The 19,322-nt window shown below is 34.7% G+C and carries 14 protein-coding genes and 2 pseudogenes; 2 read left to right on the top strand and 14 right to left on the bottom strand.

What is annotated here, in order from left to right; translation table 11 throughout:
- Positions 1-169: 169 nt before the first annotated feature.
- From BN986_RS28055 to BN986_RS04385, 3 genes and pseudogenes are all read right to left on the bottom strand, one after another.
- Positions 170-259, bottom strand: a pseudogene (locus BN986_RS28055) (integrase core domain-containing protein); the annotation flags it as partial.
- A gap of 250 nt (positions 260-509) precedes the next feature.
- Positions 510-1,421, bottom strand: a pseudogene (locus BN986_RS04390) (SDR family oxidoreductase).
- 44 nt (positions 1,422-1,465) lie between these two features.
- The gene (locus tag BN986_RS04385; protein ID WP_040978430.1) at positions 1,466-2,176 is read right to left on the bottom strand and encodes a DNA alkylation repair protein; all 711 of its coding nucleotides are present in this window, start codon (positions 2,174-2,176) and stop codon (positions 1,466-1,468) included.
- 799 nt (positions 2,177-2,975) lie between these two features.
- On the opposite strand from BN986_RS04385, the gene BN986_RS04380 reads away from it, so the two are divergent.
- Positions 2,976-4,382, top strand: coding sequence for a sigma-54 interaction domain-containing protein (locus BN986_RS04380; RefSeq protein WP_040978428.1), 1,407 nt, complete (start codon positions 2,976-2,978; stop codon positions 4,380-4,382).
- Between the two features lie 52 nt (positions 4,383-4,434).
- Here the strand turns inward: BN986_RS04380 and BN986_RS04375 are convergent, their stop codons facing one another.
- From BN986_RS04375 to BN986_RS04365, 3 genes are read right to left on the bottom strand one after another with little or no spacing between them, the layout of a single operon-like run.
- Positions 4,435-4,950 carry a hypothetical protein gene (locus BN986_RS04375; RefSeq protein ID WP_040978427.1) on the bottom strand — a complete coding sequence of 172 codons (516 nt, stop codon included), beginning with the start codon at positions 4,948-4,950 and terminating at the stop codon, positions 4,435-4,437.
- Positions 4,940-6,505, bottom strand: a complete 1,566-nt coding sequence (locus BN986_RS04370) for a sodium:solute symporter family protein (RefSeq protein ID WP_040978426.1) — start codon at positions 6,503-6,505, stop codon at positions 4,940-4,942. Before BN986_RS04370 ends, BN986_RS04375 begins: the two co-directional genes overlap by 11 nt.
- 12 nt (positions 6,506-6,517) lie before the next feature.
- Entirely contained in the window at positions 6,518-8,011 is a 1,494-nt protein-coding gene (locus tag BN986_RS04365; protein ID WP_040978425.1) for a M81 family metallopeptidase, read from the bottom strand.
- Positions 8,012-8,393: 382 nt separating this feature from the next.
- Here BN986_RS04365 and hisD point away from each other — a divergent pair, with 382 nt between their 5' ends.
- On the top strand, positions 8,394-9,701 hold the full coding sequence (gene hisD / locus BN986_RS04360; RefSeq protein WP_040978424.1) for a histidinol dehydrogenase: 1,308 nt from the start codon (positions 8,394-8,396) through the stop codon (positions 9,699-9,701).
- A gap of 384 nt (positions 9,702-10,085) precedes the next feature.
- Here hisD and BN986_RS04355 read toward each other — a convergent pair whose 3' ends face one another.
- The 8 genes from BN986_RS04355 to BN986_RS04320 form a co-directional block, all read right to left on the bottom strand.
- The gene (locus tag BN986_RS04355; RefSeq protein ID WP_052400628.1) at positions 10,086-10,784 is read right to left on the bottom strand and encodes a poly-gamma-glutamate hydrolase family protein; all 699 of its coding nucleotides are present in this window, start codon (positions 10,782-10,784) and stop codon (positions 10,086-10,088) included.
- Positions 10,785-11,123: 339 nt separating this feature from the next.
- Complete coding sequence (locus BN986_RS04350; RefSeq protein WP_040978423.1) at positions 11,124-12,266, bottom strand: ROK family transcriptional regulator; 1,143 nt, start codon at positions 12,264-12,266, stop codon at positions 11,124-11,126.
- Between the two features lie 169 nt (positions 12,267-12,435).
- Positions 12,436-13,188, bottom strand: a complete 753-nt coding sequence (locus BN986_RS04345; RefSeq protein ID WP_040978422.1) for a sugar isomerase domain-containing protein — start codon at positions 13,186-13,188, stop codon at positions 12,436-12,438.
- Position 13,189: 1 nt separating this feature from the next.
- Positions 13,190-14,359 (bottom strand): N-acetylglucosamine-6-phosphate deacetylase, encoded by a 1,170-nt coding sequence (locus BN986_RS04340; protein ID WP_040978421.1) that lies wholly within the window; start codon positions 14,357-14,359, stop codon positions 13,190-13,192.
- 6 nt (positions 14,360-14,365) lie between these two features.
- Positions 14,366-15,130: a 6-phosphogluconolactonase gene (locus tag BN986_RS04335; RefSeq protein WP_040978420.1), complete on the bottom strand. Its 765-nt coding sequence runs from the start codon at positions 15,128-15,130 to the stop codon at positions 14,366-14,368.
- A gap of 1 nt (position 15,131) precedes the next feature.
- On the bottom strand, positions 15,132-16,373 hold the full coding sequence (locus tag BN986_RS04330; RefSeq protein WP_040978419.1) for a neutral/alkaline non-lysosomal ceramidase N-terminal domain-containing protein: 1,242 nt from the start codon (positions 16,371-16,373) through the stop codon (positions 15,132-15,134).
- Entirely contained in the window at positions 16,354-17,607 is a 1,254-nt protein-coding gene (locus tag BN986_RS04325; RefSeq protein WP_040978418.1) for an AGE family epimerase/isomerase, read from the bottom strand. Before BN986_RS04325 ends, BN986_RS04330 begins: the two co-directional genes overlap by 20 nt.
- An 83-nt stretch (positions 17,608-17,690) precedes the next feature.
- Positions 17,691-19,160, bottom strand: a complete 1,470-nt coding sequence (locus BN986_RS04320) for a sodium:solute symporter family protein (protein ID WP_040978417.1) — start codon at positions 19,158-19,160, stop codon at positions 17,691-17,693.
- Positions 19,161-19,322: the final 162 nt, after the last annotated feature.

Here is a 19,322-nt window from a genome sequence, read left to right as displayed (position 1 = left end):
GTAAAAGTTTTGCCATATTTCTCCGAATGCTAGGAGCAAAAAAATATATAATATTCTCCAGTTCACTTGCTGCATCCCTTCTTTTTATAATCATGATTATTCATAATTTATGGTGGACCCCATTGTCAAGACACAAATTTTATAAAAATAAGGTGGGTAGGACAATGATCTATTGAAAATAAATGCATTCCGGTGTTTTATAATCCAATGATTGGTGAGGCCGTTCATGATTATAAAGGTTCATATAATCCCTTATATTGCTTCTGGTTGCTTTTGGTGATACTTAGTCCTTTAAGTATACTTCTTCGTATTTAAGGCTTCTCCAAAAGCGTTCAATCATGATATTGTCCAATACCCCTTAGTTCCGCAGTAACGGGCGGGTCCAATTAACTTAGGAGGAACGACTTCCCTTGACGAAAATGCCTCCGAGTTGGATTCTCTTCATCGATCTGATGTCATTATTTTTTTATAGTATATTTTAGACTGTTCAATGTATTCAAGGTTGAGATTTACCGGTACCCTTTAGCATCTGCAGGCTTGCCCACATCCTGAACTTCGACGATGTAGCGCCATGCATCTGGTCGAGATCCGTCGAGATCCGTTATTCCGTATTCGTTGGCAAGTTCACCGCTTGAGGTGGATTGTCCGCTCCAGTGCGCGACGTCAGGATCATTAGCCAATGCTACAATCCCTCGACCAATAAAGCGAGGTGTTTCGGAAATGATGAAATGTGGTTCGCGGACGAGCGCATCTCTCCAGTTTGTTTCAGTTACGCCGTATTCCTCCAGCATGATTTCGGAGCGTAGCCAGCCTGGCGATACGGATAGGGCAGTTCCTTAGTAGGGGGCGAGTTCATGTGCCAAAGACTTAGCCATTCGTATGACAGAGTTCTTAGCCAAATCGTAGAATAACGACAACCTGTAGTTTGTTTCATTATAGGCTTTCGTGCCGTCCGTGACTTCCACAACGAGTCCATTGGGTTTACGGATTAGCAGCGGCAGCGCGTAGTGGCTTGTAATGATATGGGTGTCTATGGCCAGATGTAGCATGCGCAACCCGTTTTCCAACGAATGTCCCCACACCGGGACATTCCACTCCACCATATATTCACCACCCCAGATATCGTTGACCAAAACGTCTAGTTGACCTTGCTCGCGTTCAATTCGTGCAATTAAAGCTTGAACTTGAACAGGATCGAGGTGATCGACTTGCACCGCAATTCCGGTGCCGCCTGCCTGTTCAACCAGTTCAGCGGTTTCTTCAATCGTTTCCGGCCGGTTGTATTCAGAGCGCCTCGTCCGTGTTGTACGTCCGGTGACGTAGACGGTTGCACCTGCTGCCCCTAATTCAATGGCAATGCCCCTGCCTGCGCCCCGGGTTCCTCCAGCTACCAAAGCCACTTTTCCTGATAAAGGTTTCATAATTAGCGACCTCCCTTCCTCTAATGATCGATTTTATCATAGTGCTAACTCTTTTTTAAATTTAAGTAGTAGTCCTTTGTACTTTTATCAAACTTCTCGATAGCGTATCTTAATGTGACTCTAGGCATGGTGTTAGCGTACTTATTCAGGAAAGATTTCAGCTTGTCTTCGTCTTTTTTACCTGCTTCACGAATGAAACTGCCAACGGCCTTATTGATCAATTCCTCCGGATCGTTTATTAGTATCTCAGCGATAGAAAATGTGTCCTTCGTGTTGCCGGTTTTGATAAAGCTATACGTACTTACCATAGCTGTTCTTCGTTCCCAAATATTAGAGGAGTGTGCCATTTCGTACAGTTTATTCTTCGGTTTATCCAGCAAATAAGTCCCGATTACAGAAGGAGCGGCACGATCAACGAAATCCCAGTTGTTGATTCGATCATGTCTCCGTATATACAGCTCGTACAAAGCTTGCCTGTTTTCCTCTGGGAGTTTCTTGGCTTTGGCCTGAAAATCCATAATACTTACTGCTCCCATTCTCACCTCATAATAATTACTTTCTAGAAGCCGTTCAATTTCTGTCAAAGGCATATCTATAAATTTTTTTGCAGTTTGGAAGACTGTACGCATTTTCAGACCTAAACATTCCGTGTTTTCATCCGAATCTTTAAAAAACTTTTTCATTTTTTCTATTTCTGCTTCATTTTGATGCTGCTTCAATTCCTGCATAAAACCATCAGCGGTATGATTTGTCATTTGGTTAACCTCTTTTCATTTAATAATAAAGTTTTAAGTCCCAGTAAAAGGTTGATAACTTACTTTCCATTTTTGCTTGATTCCCTCAGGCTGTTCGTTTTTTGCAAGAATACGCCAATAAAAAAGAGGCGAAATGTTATAAAAACGTCCCCCTGGCGTGCTGCTTGCCATCCTGCGTTGACTGTATAAAGAGCATTTTAGTCTTTAAATAACATTTAAATCACCTCACAATCAAAATTCCGTATCCATTCATAATTATTATAACAGTAGTTTGAGGGTGAAATTTCTTTTATATTGCTAAATCACACATCAAGTAAAACATTTTCGATCTCTTCAACGGAACTGTAAACAGTGATAGAAAAATATTAAAATGATTCCGTTGCAGCTTGCAAAACACCTTGCAAACTTGGATCTTTGCAGAAAAATACAAGCATTCATTTTTGAAAAAGACTGATTTTCTTTCACTTAAGCTCTTCCATTAAAGTATCATTGACTTAAGCCTTTAAATATTTTTTCAGTTTACCTGTAAAATCCAAATACCTGTACGTGACATTGGCACTATCTACGGAATTCCTCGCTATCTCCTTGGTAGAAATAAAAGATTTTTTTAAAAATGTCAGTGTGGTATATTGAATTATAAGTATCTCGCCCCATTGATAAGATTCACTTTTATGATGATAGCGATACCCTCTTTTTCAAATTATTTAATTGAATATTTAAGATAATCCATACTCGTAACATAATATTTTATTTCATTTTATCAGTCAGTCATGACTAAACGCACAGGAGGAATTTTGTTATGAATACGTATTGCTCAGATTTAGAATTAATATTCAACTTATCTAAGGATGAAATTTTTGTTACGGATGGCGACGGTTACTGTTTGCTATATAATCCTTCATTCATCGAAAACGCTGGTCTCCCAGAGGATACCAATTTAAAAGGAAGACATATAGATTTCTTTTTAAAAGAAGGAATTTTTTATCCTTCCGCCACTTTAAAAGTAATAGAAAAAAGACAGCCAACCAGTCTAATCCAAACAACTAAAACAGGAAAAAGACTGCACGTCATCGCTACACCTTTCTTTGATGAAGATGGCAATCTCACCAGAGTAATATCAAATACTTCTGATATTACGGAATTATTATCATTACGTGAGCAATTTCAAGAATTAAGGTCTTTAATGGAATACTATAACGATAAATTAGTAAGCGTAGAAATCGGGGAAGATACAGGTATTGAAGAAGGTGGACTAATATTTTATAGTCCAAAGATGAAAGCAATTTACGAATCATTACAGATGGTAGCCAATTTTGACACCTCTGTTCAGTTACAAGGTGAATCAGGGGTCGGTAAAACAGAAATAGCAAAGTGGATTCATTCTAAAAGTGCAAGAAAACATAATAAATTTATAGAACTAAATTGTACAACCATCTCCCCTTCTCTTTTTGAGTCTGAATTATTTGGTTATGTCGGCGGAGCGTTTTCTGGAGCAGCAGTAAAAGGAAGAGATGGTATTTTAAAAGAAGCTGATCAAGGAACACTATTCTTAGATGAAATAGGGGAACTTAATCTTGAGCTACAAGCTAAATTACTGCAGTTTATTCAGAGTAAGAGCTACCGACCAGTAGGATCAAATAAATTATTACATTCAGACGTGCGAATTATTACTGCAACAAATAAAGACTTGCAAAAAATGGTAGTCCAAGGCTTATTTAGAGAAGACTTATATTATAGAATTGCTATCTTTCCTATTGAGATCCCACCTTTAAGAGAAAGACAACTAGAAATTCCAATATTACTAAATTCATTCCTAAAAAGATTGAATAAAAAATATGATCAAAATAAGGTATTTAGCGATGGAGTCATACACTACTTATCACAATTACCATGGGAAGGAAATATTCGGCAAATAAAAAATACAGTGGAGCGTCTTTTTATAACAAGTTCGGATTCCCTCATAGATACCGTAAATTCGGATATCGTAATGAATAACGAAACGGTCATGGAAGAAAATATAAGTGAGAATGTACGAAGAGCAATGGATACCAATGAGTCACTTTCTTTAAAAGAAAGAATATGCCTTTTGGAAAGAGAAATACTACTAGAAATGAAGCAAAAACACCGTACTACCCGACAAGTAGCCAAAGAGCTGGACTCTACCCAAAGTACCATCAGCAGAAAATTTATAGAGTATAACATTTAATACTAATAGAAACAGACTTCCCCATACAAAGTCTGTTTCTATTAATACTTGATTATTTAAGGTGAATAGGAATATTCATTCTTTCCCTCATCAAAAGATTCTCTTCTCCAGTAACTGCATCAATAAGATATATTTTCTCTTTTTTCTTATGCTTCCATAAGATCATATAATAAGGCTGATACATTTCTTCAATCACATCGATATCATTAAATTCCGGATTTTGAAGGTATTTAAATTTATTAGCTAAAGTTGCATTCTTTGCTAATAATTCTGCTTCTTCTACAGTTACACTCGATTCAAGGATAATATCATCATTCAATTCACTAACTTCTGTTTGGAGAGCTTCTGGACAAATATTTACACTCTGATTGACAGCATCAAAAACCCATGTACCTGTTTTATTTACTTTTTTCATGAAAAATCTGGTAGTGATATTTACCTTAATTAAAAAGATAGGACTGTATATCATTGAATATTTTATTACTTGTCCTTTTTTAACGTATTTATCTAAAACCTCTTGCAAGGAATACTGTAAAGAAATAATATTATATTTTTGGTTAATGCTCATTTATAATTTCCCTTTCCATATCTGTCTTATTAGGAGTATTTATAAATGTTGCATAGGTCTGATTAATTTTTATTTTATTGACTTGCTTGTTATCTGCAAGTACAAGATCATCCTTTTTATACAAAGTTGCCTCTGGATTTTCCTCAGGAGAATGAGGGCTATTCATACTAAATAGAATAAGAGCAAGCAAGCTTAATACAAATCCAACATATACAGGGTGAATACCAAAATAGGGTGTATCTGGACTTCCTGTTGCCCACCAATTAATTAGCCCCCATCCTAGCGTGCCTGTACCTCCTAATACGATAGACCAAAAAGCTCCTTTCGCAGTAGCCTTTTTGAAAAACCAAGCAGCCAATGCTGGGATAACAATACCGCCTGCCGCCAACGTATTCGCAAATACCCAAAGCACAATTAAATTTGGAAGTGCGATTGCTAATAATAAACCAATGGTAGAGATGATCACTACGGCTATCCTTCCCATAAATACTAATTGTTTATTTGTTGCATCAGGGTTGATGCGTTTTTGATACACATCTCTTACTAAGTTAGCAGAACCGTCCAAAACCATGGAGTCCAATACACTCATAATAGCTGCAATTAAAGAAACAGCAAAAAAGGAGCCGATAAGTGGAGGAAAATACTCTAAATACATCCATGGTAAAACGCTATCTGGAGCAATTCCACTAGGTGCAACTGCATTAGCGAGAATACCAATCGCTACAGGTAATAGACAGGTTATAAAAGAAAAAATCGTTCCCCACAACATACTTTTAAAAGCTGTACTTTCATCTTTTGCAGAATAAACTCGTTGCCACATAGGTTGATACACTAAATAGTAAGGGCCACTAGCTGCTATAAAACCAAATATAACAACCCATCCTGGCTCCCAAAGATTCCAAAAGCTCGGATCTATTTCTGATGTTACTTGGGATACAGACCCAGAAACGGTTAGAGAATATAATAATATTCCTAGAATTAGGAGGGGACCAATAGTTTGAATAACTGTTTGTATTGCATCTGTTACCATTACAGTATGCATTCCGCCTAATATACAATAAACTACGGTAACAATAAACGAGAATGCCAGTGAAGCTGACGTATCCCATCCCAATGTTGCAGAAATAATCGAGGCCATCGCTAAAATTTGCATGCCAGTCATTACGATAGATCGTAACATTGTTAACAATGCAGAGGGAATACGAACACTTTCTCCAAAACGAAGAACTAAGAAATCTGGCAAGGTTACTTGTCTAATTCGGTTAATATATTTTACAAATAAGAAAGTCCAAATTAGGACAAATACAATCATCGGTAATATTGGCCATAAAGCAGATACTCCCATCTGATAAGCTTCACCTGTCATTCCAATCATTGTACCGCCACCGACATTTGTTCCAACAATCGTTCCTACTAGCACCCAAAAACCTGTCTTTCTTCCATCCACAAGAAAATCATCTGAATTTTTTATTCCTTTTGAATGATAGAATCCCAATATAATGATAAATGCAAAATAGATAATAAACATTGGGATGATATATGCAGTGATACTCATGTCATTTCCCCCTTATATAATTTCAAAAGTACTAATTGCATTCTCCTCATCAAGTGGCCAAATAGGTCTATTAATCTTCTTCCAATTAAAATCGAAAAAGTTTCCGCTACTTACACCTTTCCCTTCAATGAACAAAATATCTTGAACATGTTCAGAATAGAATGCTCTAAAATGTAATGTAGATTTTATACCTATTATTTTTGCTTTTGATATATCTAAGTCCAGAGATCTATAACTATTGGGATCTTGATGAGCAAACGCATTAGAGCAGATAACAAGATAAATATGATCTATTTTAATAATGGCGGTGTTCCCCATTCCTTCCATAACACCTGTCGCTTGTAAATAAAAACTTGCATCTTCCTTCAGTTTATATAAGGTTCCTCTAATACTTAGGGAAGTATCTTCTAAAAGACTCTCTTGATCAACACCAACGGATAGATCTACTTCAGAACCTTCTTCGAATTGAAATGCCTGCTCTACCGTTATAGGATCAATAATCGTAATATAACTTACTACGGATGTTCCCTGTTCTAATAGCGCTTTCAACAAAGTCACACTATTCCCTGGAGCACCAGCAAGCGTTGAATCAAAAGGCTCTACTAACGCTACTGGCTTGTCCCCTTTACAGTGAATAGCTGTGCGTACAGCTTCCTCTGGAGAGTAACGTTCAGGCATAAATGCATCCCTCTTCTCCCAAAGAAACGCAGCAATTTTCTTAGAGATATCAATAGCTTGAGGATCATTTTCATCACAAATTGTGATAATAGTTGAATGAATATTTGGCAGATCCAACCAAGGCTGTACGGGACAAATGCTTGTGGATAATACGCTATCATTCTTCTCAAATTCCCTTCCATATCCTAGTACATCTTTCATTGGATATGCTGAATCGACCTGTGCTTCGGGACTAATTAACATAGGAAGATGTACAGCTCTCATTACTGGTTTAATCTTTCCACTTAATGTTTCAAATAACAATTTCGCTGTATGTAGTCCAGTTTCATATTGATCAATATGAGGAAATGTTTTATAAGCAACTATAATATCTGCATATCTGAGCATTTTTTTAGATACATATGCATGAGGATCAATACTAACTGCGATAGGAATATCAGCTCCAATGGCGAATCGAACAGATTCAATAATGTCTCCTTCTGGATCTTCATGAAGGTCTGTAACCATTGCTCCATGAAGAGATAATAGTACTCCATCAACATTTATTTCTTGTTTCAGAGGTTCTAAAATAGATTGTTTCAGGATTTGATAATCTTCTTCCACAACGCTTCCTCCAGAAATTGCTGACGCAGCAACAGTTGGTATAAAACTTCCTCCTTGGTTATGTATCTCCTGTAAAAACCCACCTATTTCTGTACGTGTCGCTTTTAGATTTTCTTCAATTTCTTCTTTAAAGTAGAGATAACTGGAGGAAAATGTTCTTAACGTAGTTGGAACCTCACAAAAAGTATTTGTTTCTTGTTTTACTTGTGCAATCAGAATACGCATCATATCACTCCCTCTATAAAATTAAATACTCCTTTTATTTCAATATGCAATATTCATGCCAAATTTAAGAATTTTATAATTATTCATTTTAAAATAAACTTTAAACATAATTGGTGTATTGTATTTTTTAGCCAACTATTTTCTCCAGTCTTTATAATTCCCTTTTCATATGAACCTCCCTTAAAACGACCCAAATAAAGGTCATCGACTTACATTTGGGTCACCGCTTGAAGAATTACTATTATTAATAAATTACTATCTTTCTTTCTACTATTATAGTACATCTATGTAAACATATTTTTCTAACTGTATCTTTAACTCATAAAGCATTGGCATATTTATTGCTGTAAATAATACAAATACAAAATAAGAGGTGAGTCTAATGATTTATCGTGTAAAAGAACAAGAAGAAATAACTACTGAAACAACAGATTCTTTAAAAGAAATCGTGTCCACCATTATTGAAGAAGTTAAACTTAATGGAGATCAAGCTTTAAAAAATTATTTAAAGAAACTTGACCAAGTTGAAATAAATAATATTAAAGTTAGTGAAGACGAAATTATAAATGCTAAAAAGCAGTTACCTCAAACTTTATTAGAGGATATGCAATTCTCTATTGAGAGGATCTCCGCCTTTGCTAAAGCGCAGCGAGAAACATTAACAGAATTTGAAAAAGAAATGCTTCCAGGTATCATTCTTGGGCAAAAGGTTATTCCTATTGAATCCATAGGGGCTTATGTACCTGGTGGGCGATATCCATTATTATCTTCTGCACAAATGGCTATCATACCAGCTAAAGTAGCAGGTGTGAAAAACATTCGAGTTTGTACACCACCTACGAAAGATGGCATAATACATCCTGCAGTTCTTTATGCTGCTCATCTTTCAGGAGCTGACGAAATATTTGCCAGCGGAGGCGCTCAAGCTATAGCTGCCTTAACTTATGGTACCGAGTCGATAAAACCGGTAAATAAAATAACGGGTCCTGGGAACCGTTTTGTTACAGAAGCAAAACGACAAGTTCATGGAGAAGTAGGTATTGATTTATTGGCCGGGCCAAGTGAAGTACTCGTTTTAGCTGATAAACATTCCAATCCTACATACGTCGCAAGCGACCTATTAGCTCAATCAGAGCATGATGTTCATGCTCAAGGCACTCTTGTATCTACAAGTCAAGAGCTGGCGGAAAAAGTCTTAGTAGAAATCGAAAATCAGTTAAAATCACTTCCTACTAGTGATACAGCACGCGAATCTTGGAATCGAATGGGACGTGTATTTGTAACAGAAACAATTGATGAAGCAATTGTTTTAACAAATGACCTTGCAGCGGAGCACTTGCACGTTCATTTAAAAGAAGCTTATCAGTATTTAGATCACCTTACTAATTATGGTTCGTTATTTCTAGGTGAGAAATCCTCTGTCGTCTATGCTGATAAATTGGTAGGAACAAATCATATTCTTCCTACCAAAGAAGCAGCCAAATTTACAGGTGGCGTTTGGGTAGGAACATTCCTAAAAGTTGTCACCTACCAACACATCCATGAAGAAGGTGTCAAAACACTCGCTCCCCATTGCGTGAGACAATCTTATCGCGAAGGATTGATTGGACATTTACGTTCAGCCAATGTACGTTTAACCAATGAATTAGATGCAAAACCAGAACAAATACAAGAAACAAAACCTTTTTAGAATAATTACAGTCCATCACTGACAAGTTTATTTAAATATTTGTTTAAGCCCATACTCTGTTTCTGAATCAAACTACAAAATTCCTAATTACTCCGCTATAAAAGTGAGAAATAAGTGTTCAAGAATCACTTTGGTTTTATTTTATTATCAAATAATCAAAACTAAAAAATAATATTTGCTTAAAATAAAATAGACCCTGTAAGTAGATAAGGGTTAAAACTACTTATCTACTTACAGGGCGCTTTATCTTAATTCATAAGTGTCTAATTAGGAAAATACCTATAATATAATTTCAAACACAGCCAAATATACTTAAAAATAATCAACAAAGATATCTTACATCCATATTTTTCTAATATTCTGTTATGCTACACATCATATCATCTAAACACCTTCCAATCCGTTTTGAATAGCTTCTATATAATTATCAAATTCTTCTGTTTGATTTTCTCGGTTTTTAGATAAGAAATCATTATCCTCAAAAAATGCTTTTCTTTGAGCTGTGCTTATTTCTAGCTGAACTCCTTTTTCCTGCTTATTTTTATTAACGATATTATTCTTATCTTTTCCGTCAAATTCTTTAGGTGCATCACTTACCGAGAAACCAGCATTTTTAAGCTCTTTTTCTATTGATTGCGATAACCTTTTATCCAGCCCTCCGACATAGGTGTGTTTCTCCACTTCGTCCTCATATCCATGGAAAGAAACGGTATATAAACTATCTGACACAAGGTCTAAAGCTTCCGGCTCATCGAAATTGGTGGAAGTAATATGCAGCTCCGTATTGTTTGTTAATTTTATCCCTTGAAAAGAATAGAAGGAATATCCACCGGCTAAAGCTGACTGTTCAGCCAGTTCTGTTGTGCCGGGTTCTATTCCTCCACCATGAATTGCTATTAACATCACATCGGGGTTACCTTTTCCTGAACTAATACGATAACCCTCGTCTTGATGCTCATGTTCACTGAGCTCTTTAAAATTTTCGTACGTATCATTTTCGCTCGTTCCAGTGGCTAGCAGTATTGCTATTATTACCACGGCAAGTCCTAATCCTACAATGATAAAGTTATTCTTTTTTTTCACTATTACTACCTCGATTTCATTTTGGTGCGTCTTCTATTTGGTACTATAATAAATGCCATCTGTTAATTACAACTATTTGATTTTATAGAAGATTGATATGAAACCCACTTTTCCTTGAAAAAAATCCTTATGCTTTAATTGTTAGAAAAGCTCGCATTCGCTCGTCCTTTACTTACACAAGGATGTGCTACTTCGGCGTTCTCAAAGGACGTTTGGAACTTAATTAAAGTTCCTTAAACCCATAGTTTTTCTTATACTTTTTTATCGTGGAACAAAAATAGTCCTGGTTCAATGTAAAGAAATTCTTATTACCCACACACTTGTCCTTACTTTCTATACTCACACAAACCTTTCATAATTTATAATTGCACATAAACCTGCACCGTGACTTTTTCTATAACTGCTTCTTCCAAAAGTGACTTTTGTTTTTTTAAATGGAATTTCTAATGCATTTTGTTGGATATATGACATACAGCCTTTTTCAAATTCATCAAAGACAGCATAAGGATTATCTATAATAATTTGGTTAGGATTTAGTAAATGAATAACTGGCACAAGCGCTCTTCCTAAATATTCACCAAACTCATGGATTATTTCTTTTACTTTTTGTGAGTGCAAATAGTCTTCTGAGTCTAAGATAGCATTAACGGATGCAGGTAAATATCCCTCTTTAGTTAATACCCTTTTGAAACTAGATATACTTATTAATTGTTCAAGGCAACCTTTTTGCCCACATATACATAACTCCCCTTGAGGATCTACAGAAATATGCCCGATCTCTCCAGCAGTCCAACTTACTCCATTCATAACTTGCTTATTCGTAATATATGCACCGCCAACACCATTACTAATATGAACGTAATAGAAACTTCCGCCTGTTTGAAAATCTTCTTCTTTTTCAACCGCACTTAACGCGCTCATATTGACATTATTTTGTATAAATACAGGAATATTCTGATCATCTAATTCACCAATTGAAAAGTTTTCCCAGCCTAGACGAACAGATTTATATACAATTTTTTCTTCATTATTTACAATACCTGGTATTGCGATTCCCACACCTAAAATATGATCATATTTTCTTTTTAGCCTATTTAATAAAGAAATCATTTCTGTTTTTGTCTTTATTGGATCCTGGCAATTAAAATCATAAGTTTCCTTTTCAATTATTTCACCATAATAATTGATGACAACATATTCAATATAATCTTTATCAATTGCTATACCAATAGATCTATATCCATCTCGATTCAATTCAATTATTTGTTTTGGCCGGCCTTTTTCTCGAGGCGTTTTTATTCCAACTTCTTTTATAAAATTGTTACTAATAAGTTCATCGACAATTAATGAAACAGTATTCTTACTAACTTTCATTTTTTTTACTAAATCCTGGCGTGTTGTTTTTTTAACATGACGTATTATTGATAGAATCTCTCTTTTATTCTTTTCTCTCAAAACTCCTGTCCCTTTTGTCCCTTTCAATGAGATTTCACTCCATTCAATTTATCTCTTTCTCTTTCATTATAATACTACATATTGATAAAGCTCGAAACACAGAAAACCCTTACATATTTTCAACGATCTTTGCACTTTAAATCCCCACCAAAATATATTAGTGGGGATTCATTTTATACCTTTTTTATATTGTCCATTACAACAACTTGATTCTTCCTTTAAATCGATCAATGAATTGATTATTCCATTCATCGCCTCCTAAAGCATTACCACTTTTCCATATTGGAGGATGAATGTTTTGGTTTGCTAATAATGCAGTAGTTTCTATAATAATTGAATTTAGTATAAATGCATTAACAAAAGTAGAAATAGCTCCTACTTTTTGTTCTTGTCCTTCGATATCGATAACAGCATCTCCTACATCAATTTTAGAATCAATATTCACATCTACAATATCATGAAGATTATGCTTGGAAGGGTGTCTTGCTGGATGATTAGCAGGGGTTTCTTCTGCATGTTTTACAGAACTTACTCCAACTGTAGTTACACCTCTCTCTTTTGCTTCCAATACGGAGTCAATTGTAGCAGCATTTATTCCATATGCATTGATAACAATTAGTAAATCATCTTTTTGCAGATTATAATCATCAATAACTATTCGCCCGTAACCGGGAGTACGTTCTATTTTCATTGATCGGAGGGCGCCGCTGCTTAATAAAGTTCCTTCATCTAGGATAGCGCTGGCATGCATTAAACCACCTGCACGAAAAAATACTTCCTGAGATGCAAGATTAGAGTGTCCTCCCGGTCCATATACATAAAATAATTTATCTTGTTTAACTTGTTCTGAAATCATGTTTGCTGCTTTTTGAATTTTTTCTTGTTCTGTGTTCATAATATTTAAAAGATAGGTATTGATTTCATTATAATAATTTTGTATTAAGCTCATGTTATTCACTTCCCTTTCTGTATAGGCATTCTCCACTCTTATAGGTTTCCATAACTTCATAGTCTGTTTGATTTTTCTTCAATAAAAGAATATCTGCGGGGGCTCCTTCTTTCAACCCCCTATGCTGTGGTAACCCCATTAATTTCGCTGGGTAAATAGAAGCTTTTTTGATGGCTTCTTCAAAACTAGTGATATTGTTTTTTTCTAAGTTTTGTACACCTTGTAAAAGACATTGAGCAGAACCAGCTAATAAATCAGGTTTACCTTTTAAATGCAATCTTCCGCTCTCTGTTAATGTCACCTCCCCACCAACCGCTTGTTTATAATCTCCTTGTTTCATTCCAGCTAATGCAACACTGTCACTAATTAAAATCATTTTTTCATTTTTAACTTGATTAATTACCTTCAGAACGTTTGCTGGTAAGTGATTCCCGTCTGAAATGACACTTGACCATAAGTGATCTTCAGCAAGTTGATCCCATATATAATTGGGATGTCTTGGCAATAACAAATGAGCACCATTACCTAAATGCGTAGATAATATTGCACCTTCTTTCACAGCAGAACGTATTTGATTACTTGATGCAGCGGTATGTCCTATAGCGACTTTTACATCATTATTCGTAGCCTTTTTTATGAAATATAGAGAATTCTCCCACTCAGGGGACAATGTAACAATCTTAATCATACCTCGAGCTTTTTCTTGAAAGTAACAAAATTCATCCCAATCTGGACGTTTCACAAATTCCTCGAAATGAGCCCCTTTTGGACCATCTTCCATTGAAATGTATGGCCCTTCTAAATGAAATCCTCCTACTACATCAGTATGTTTAAAACCCGTAAAAAGTTGTTTAACATTTTCTTCAAAAATAGATGCTAATTTTTTAGTCGAATTTGTTATGATTGTAGGATAAAATGTTGTTACGCCAACTTGAGATAAATGTTGAATAACTTTTTTCCATTCTTCTTTATCAAGAGGTTTTTGATTAAAATCAATTCCCTTAAATCCATTAACTTGTAAGTCAATCAAACCTGGAGTAATTATATATCCTTCATTTACTAACTCATTTATTTCTTTAATTTCTTTAATATACCCTTCTTTCATAATAATTCTCGACGGTTTTTTTGTTTCATAATGTATTCCTTCAATAGCTACTTCAGAATTTCCCATTAATTTTTACCCTCCAAAAGATTCACTGTCTAAAATAAGATGTGCATTGTCATGTTTTCTAAGAATGGTAGCTGGACAAGATGTATCTATGGGTTGATTAAACACTTTTGAAACTGCCTCTTTTTTTGTTTCACCAGGCACCGTACAAACTAAACATCCAGCTGATATTAATGGGGGAATGGTTAATGTCATCGCATGCGTGGGAACTTCTGATATAGTCTTAAAAGCGCCATCATTTACTTGTTGATTTCTACTTGCCTGGTCAAGGGCTATAACTTTTATTGGATCTGGATCTTCAAAATCTGCAACATGTGGGTCATTAAAGGCGATATGGCCATTCTCACCTATCCCTAAACAAACTAAATCAATCGGCTTCTCCAATAACAAATGCGTATATCTCTTAATCTCCTCTTCAGGATCTGCCATTCCATTCATAAAATGAAAAGCTTTCATGTTAACCTTATTTGCAACATGTTTTTGTAAATAATTTTTAAACCATTGGTCTGAATCAAGCGGTAAATTTAAATATTCATCCATATGAAATCCAACAATTTTGGACCAATCAATTTCTTTACTTTCAGTTAGGTAATAAAGAACCTCATTTTGAGAAGGAGCTGCAGCAAAAACAATTCGAACTTCTTCTTTCTTATTTAATATTTTTTTTATTTCGTCAATTGCTAAATTTGCGGAGACCTTCCCCATATTCTTCCTATCTTTACAAACATAATAATTAAGACGATCTTTTGAACCTTGTTGAATCATTTCTGACATTTTAAACATCTCCTCTAATTAATTTTTTCATTTCATCTTTTATTTGATTTTCCATTTCACGGTTAACTTTGTTTGGATATCCAAAATAAAAAATGGATTCTTCTGCTTCATATCCACCCTCATCTAATTGTTTTGCAGTGGGTATATACCCTACCATTCCATTAGAATATCCTAAAGGAATAACATTTTTGTTATGGTCCTTAATATACGATCCATAAAAATTTACTAATTCCGCATTACAAGCCACCATTTCAAATAAATCACTTATCTTCACATATTGAAAAATCAACGTATAGCTTCTATTTCGATTATTATCGACTAATTTGGGCCATTCTTCTTTTAGTTTACCTGGTATAATTTCCGTTATATTTTCATTACCAAAGGTTAATGGAATTTCCTTTTCTCTAAAAACAAAAGGAACAAACCTGCAAGCTTTTGCAGTGCTATTCTTAAACAATCTCATAACATCATTGAATAATTCATTACCTAAATGAACCATATCTTTTATATCTCCACGATAAAATTCTTCATTACTGATTAGTTTAGGGCGAATATCCCCACAATATCCCTGTAGATAAGCTACATTGCAACCAGGGAAGGTTTCTTCTAATTTTTTGCAGCATACTCCTGTAAATTCACTTGAAATAACATTCTCATCAGTAGAAGTAGGATGGCAGGTATAATGCAGCCACATTGCTTTCTTTTGTCCTGAATCATTGAGAAAAGAATATATTTTTAATTCGTCATCTACTTCACCATCTGTATTGGGAGCCATTTTAATTATATTATCTAATTTTTTTCTCCTATTTATTCCTACCTGAGATGTTCCGCTATGTACAAACATTTTTACTTCTTGTAAATCTAGAAATAGTTTTTTAATAGAGAACATTAATTTTTCTTCTAAAAAAGACAAATAGGAGGTATCTAATTCCCCTAACTGCTTACTAAAGCTTGAACTTGTTTGGGGCCCTGAGTGATTATGAGTTGCATGAATAACTATTTGTTTCCCAGAAATTTCAAATTCTTTTTCAATTTTAGATTTCATTTTTTTTACGAATCTAGTATCCCACCAAATTAGATCAGCAACGATAAATAGAAATGAACTATTATTATTTTTTAACAAAAAGGATCTTAAATAAAGACTTTCAAAGGTTTTATTTGCTTTACCTTTTCGGTGAGCGAATCCGGCTAATGTAATTGGATGAGGTGGAGTAATATCTTGCTTATGTGATCCGAGTTGCAAAATTCTCACTTCCTTCCAATAATTCAATGATTTTTATATATGCCCTGATGATATGAAATGGATCTTTTACTGGCAAAGCAACGATTTGGTTAATTGGGCGTCCTGTTCTATCTCTTATTTGTATCCATTCTCCAATTTCTTCGTTTTCATTCGGAAAGGTATTAAAAACATACGTCTCTACCTTTTTATATTTTTCTATCCATGTTTGTTCGTTTGTCAGTGAATATAACAGTAATGTTGAATAGAGAGCTTCTGAATGTGGCCACCATAATTTTGTATCCCATGATTCCAAAATTAATTCTTCAAAAGGAGTTCCTATAAGTTTTCCTTGTGGTCTTCCTCCTTCTTTATCAACGAATCTAAATATTCCACCATTCTTTTCATCCCAACCTACCGTTATTGCGTTTTTAACAATTCTTTCTACATTTTTTATATGTTTTTCTTTGTTCTCTAGTTCAATATACAAAAGACTGTGAAGAATAAACCATGCACACTCAACTGTATGTCCAGGATTCATATGTCTTTCGAGCAATGTGCTCGAATCTCCTGAGTACATCTCTATGATTCTATTACTATTTTGTAAATATAAAATATCATGAAAAAAAGTGTCTATGTCTGATAATAAAGTGAACTGTTCTTTTGCATTTAGTTTTTTAGCTGTCTCATATAGTTCCTGAGCAACATTGATTAGCATCATTGGAATTGAATGTGAAAGATACCCATCAGGAATTGGATAAGGATCTGATTGAAATTCATTTTTAGATATGCGTTCCTTGATTGTGTGATAGATTAACATCACATGTTCAAATGTCTCGACTTTGTTGTTTAAATTGGCATATGCATTGCAACCTAATACGTAAAAACAATCTGCAAAGATGCTTGTATCCATCTGGTCTTTGATTTTTTCTCCATTTCTTTCTACAGCAAAAACAACGTGATGATTACGCATTAATGCATGATTTTTTAAAAACGAGTATGTGTCATCCGTTATATGGCTCCACTTCTCCGATAGTTGAATGATTCCTTGTTCCTTCAACTGCAAGAGTTTACACCCTAACCACAGAAATCTGCCTTGAGACCAGATATATTTCCTGTCACTAATAAGATCGTCACCTGAATTTGTATAACATGTATAGACACCACCAAATGTATCATCTACAGACTTTTCCCAAAAAGGAAGAAAATTTCTTTCTAAGTCCTCTATATATTTATGTTTTAACAATTCATTATCCATGCTACCATCCTTAGCTATTTAGTATAAATTTGTTAGCAGAAAGTATTTGTAGTGTTATCTAACTACAAATACTTTCTTCCTTTTTAATCCTTTTTATTAACTTGTTTGACTAATTCTTCTACTTCAGAACGTATTGCTTTATGTCTGTTAACAAACCCTAATCCGATAAAGACAATGAGAGACACAATCACAGGCGCTCCGACTGAAATAGATAAAGGTACGGTGATTATTTTTGTAATTACGAAAGTGAGTAAACCAGCAAAAACGGAAGAAATTGCTGCTTTCTCATTTGAGTGTTTAAATGCAGGTAATAAGCCTAAAATCATTGGAACAGATATTGGGCCAATTAATGCCCCAAACCATTCGATAATTAATCCAATAACGCCACCAAATCGTTCATTCTGAATACCAATTAATAATGTTAAAAATGTAAATATAAAAGTGGTTATTCTTCCGATACGTAGTCCTTGTTTTTGCGTAAGATTTTTAAATTTATCAGACAAATTCGGTAGAATATCTCTTGTAATAACTGCAGAGATGGTATTAGCATCAGATGAAGTCATCGACATAGTTGCTGCAAACAAACCAGCCAAAACGAGACCAACTAACCCTGCAGGTAGTAATTCCATTGCTAATAAACCGTAAGATTGGGAAGGATCTTCTATTCCAGGTATAATAAGTGGTGCAGCCCACATTGGGAAAAACATGATTAAAGGAAATATTAAATATAATATTCCAGATAAATAAGCACCTTTTTTTGCCGCCCTACTAGAAGGTGATGAGATATATCTTGCAGCTAGATTCCAAGTTCCACCATTATAACTTAAGAACACTACAAAGAAATAAACAAGTACGTAAGTTAGCGTATAAGGCTCACTAAACCATTGACTGTGTGTGGCAGGTAACTCGCTCCAAATTCCAGCTAAAGAACTTACGCCCCCCATCATATTCATTACAACCAAAAACATGATCACAGCAGCAACAACTTGAATTAGGAATTGAGCAAAATCTGTCCATACATCCGCCCATAATCCACCAATAGTTATATAAATAAGACTGACAACACCAGATATTAACACCCCATATATTAACGGTAAACCTGTAAATATATTAAGTAGAATCCCAATAGCAGCCCATTTAGCACCAACATCAAATAATTTTAGAATAACTCCTGACCAAGCCATTAACTGTTGTGTAAAAAGATTATATCTAATTGATAAATACTCCGTTGGCGATTCCACATTATAATTAATTCTTAAATTTGCCCATTTGGGAGCAATCAAATGAGCACCAATGATGACAGCCACAGCAATAACTAATGCCCACCATACATAAATGGTAAATCCATTCGTGTAAGCGATTGCAGCATATCCAGTAAAAACTGCTCCACTGTATCCGGACACATGATGTGAAATACCAGATAACCACCATGGTAATTTCCCTCCAGCAGTGTAAAAATCTCCTGAACCTCTGATTCTACGATAAGACCAAACGCCTATCAAAACCATCAATATAAAAAACAACGCAATGACAAGCCAATCCATCCCCTGCATATTAGACTCAACCCCTCTTTTTATTTTAATTAGTCCTTCACTATGACTAATTATTTAAAGTTATAATATCATTCATAAATATAAATGTAAACGCTTTTATAAATTTAAATTTTCAGAATTGATTTTTTCATATTATAAAGTTATTTGGAATCAATTAATCTT

The organism is Oceanobacillus jeddahensis, from assembly GCF_000750635.1.
Taxonomy (GTDB): Bacteria; Bacillota; Bacilli; order Bacillales; family Amphibacillaceae; genus Oceanobacillus; species Oceanobacillus jeddahense.
The sequence above is the reverse complement of the archived record's forward strand: the minus strand, read 5'-3'. Positions and strand labels throughout refer to the sequence as shown.

Bases quoted from the DNA above. Each gene is read 5' to 3' on its own strand.
- BN986_RS04385 (WP_040978430.1), bottom strand. From the start codon at position 2,176: ATGACAAATCATACCGCTGATGGTTTTATGCAGGAATTGAAGCAGCAT.
- BN986_RS04380 (WP_040978428.1), top strand. From the start codon at position 2,976: ATGAATACGTATTGCTCAGATTTAGAATTAATATTCAACTTATCTAAG.
- BN986_RS04375 (WP_040978427.1), bottom strand. From the start codon at position 4,950: ATGAGCATTAACCAAAAATATAATATTATTTCTTTACAGTATTCCTTG.
- BN986_RS04370 (WP_040978426.1), bottom strand. From the start codon at position 6,505: ATGAGTATCACTGCATATATCATCCCAATGTTTATTATCTATTTTGCA.
- BN986_RS04365 (WP_040978425.1), bottom strand. From the start codon at position 8,011: ATGCGTATTCTGATTGCACAAGTAAAACAAGAAACAAATACTTTTTGT.
- hisD (WP_040978424.1), top strand. From the start codon at position 8,394: ATGATTTATCGTGTAAAAGAACAAGAAGAAATAACTACTGAAACAACA.
- BN986_RS04345 (WP_040978422.1), bottom strand. From the start codon at position 13,188: ATGAGCTTAATACAAAATTATTATAATGAAATCAATACCTATCTTTTA.
- BN986_RS04340 (WP_040978421.1), bottom strand. From the start codon at position 14,359: ATGGGAAATTCTGAAGTAGCTATTGAAGGAATACATTATGAAACAAAA.
- BN986_RS04335 (WP_040978420.1), bottom strand. From the start codon at position 15,130: ATGTCAGAAATGATTCAACAAGGTTCAAAAGATCGTCTTAATTATTAT.
- BN986_RS04325 (WP_040978418.1), bottom strand. From the start codon at position 17,607: ATGGATAATGAATTGTTAAAACATAAATATATAGAGGACTTAGAAAGA.
- BN986_RS04320 (WP_040978417.1), bottom strand. From the start codon at position 19,160: ATGCAGGGGATGGATTGGCTTGTCATTGCGTTGTTTTTTATATTGATG.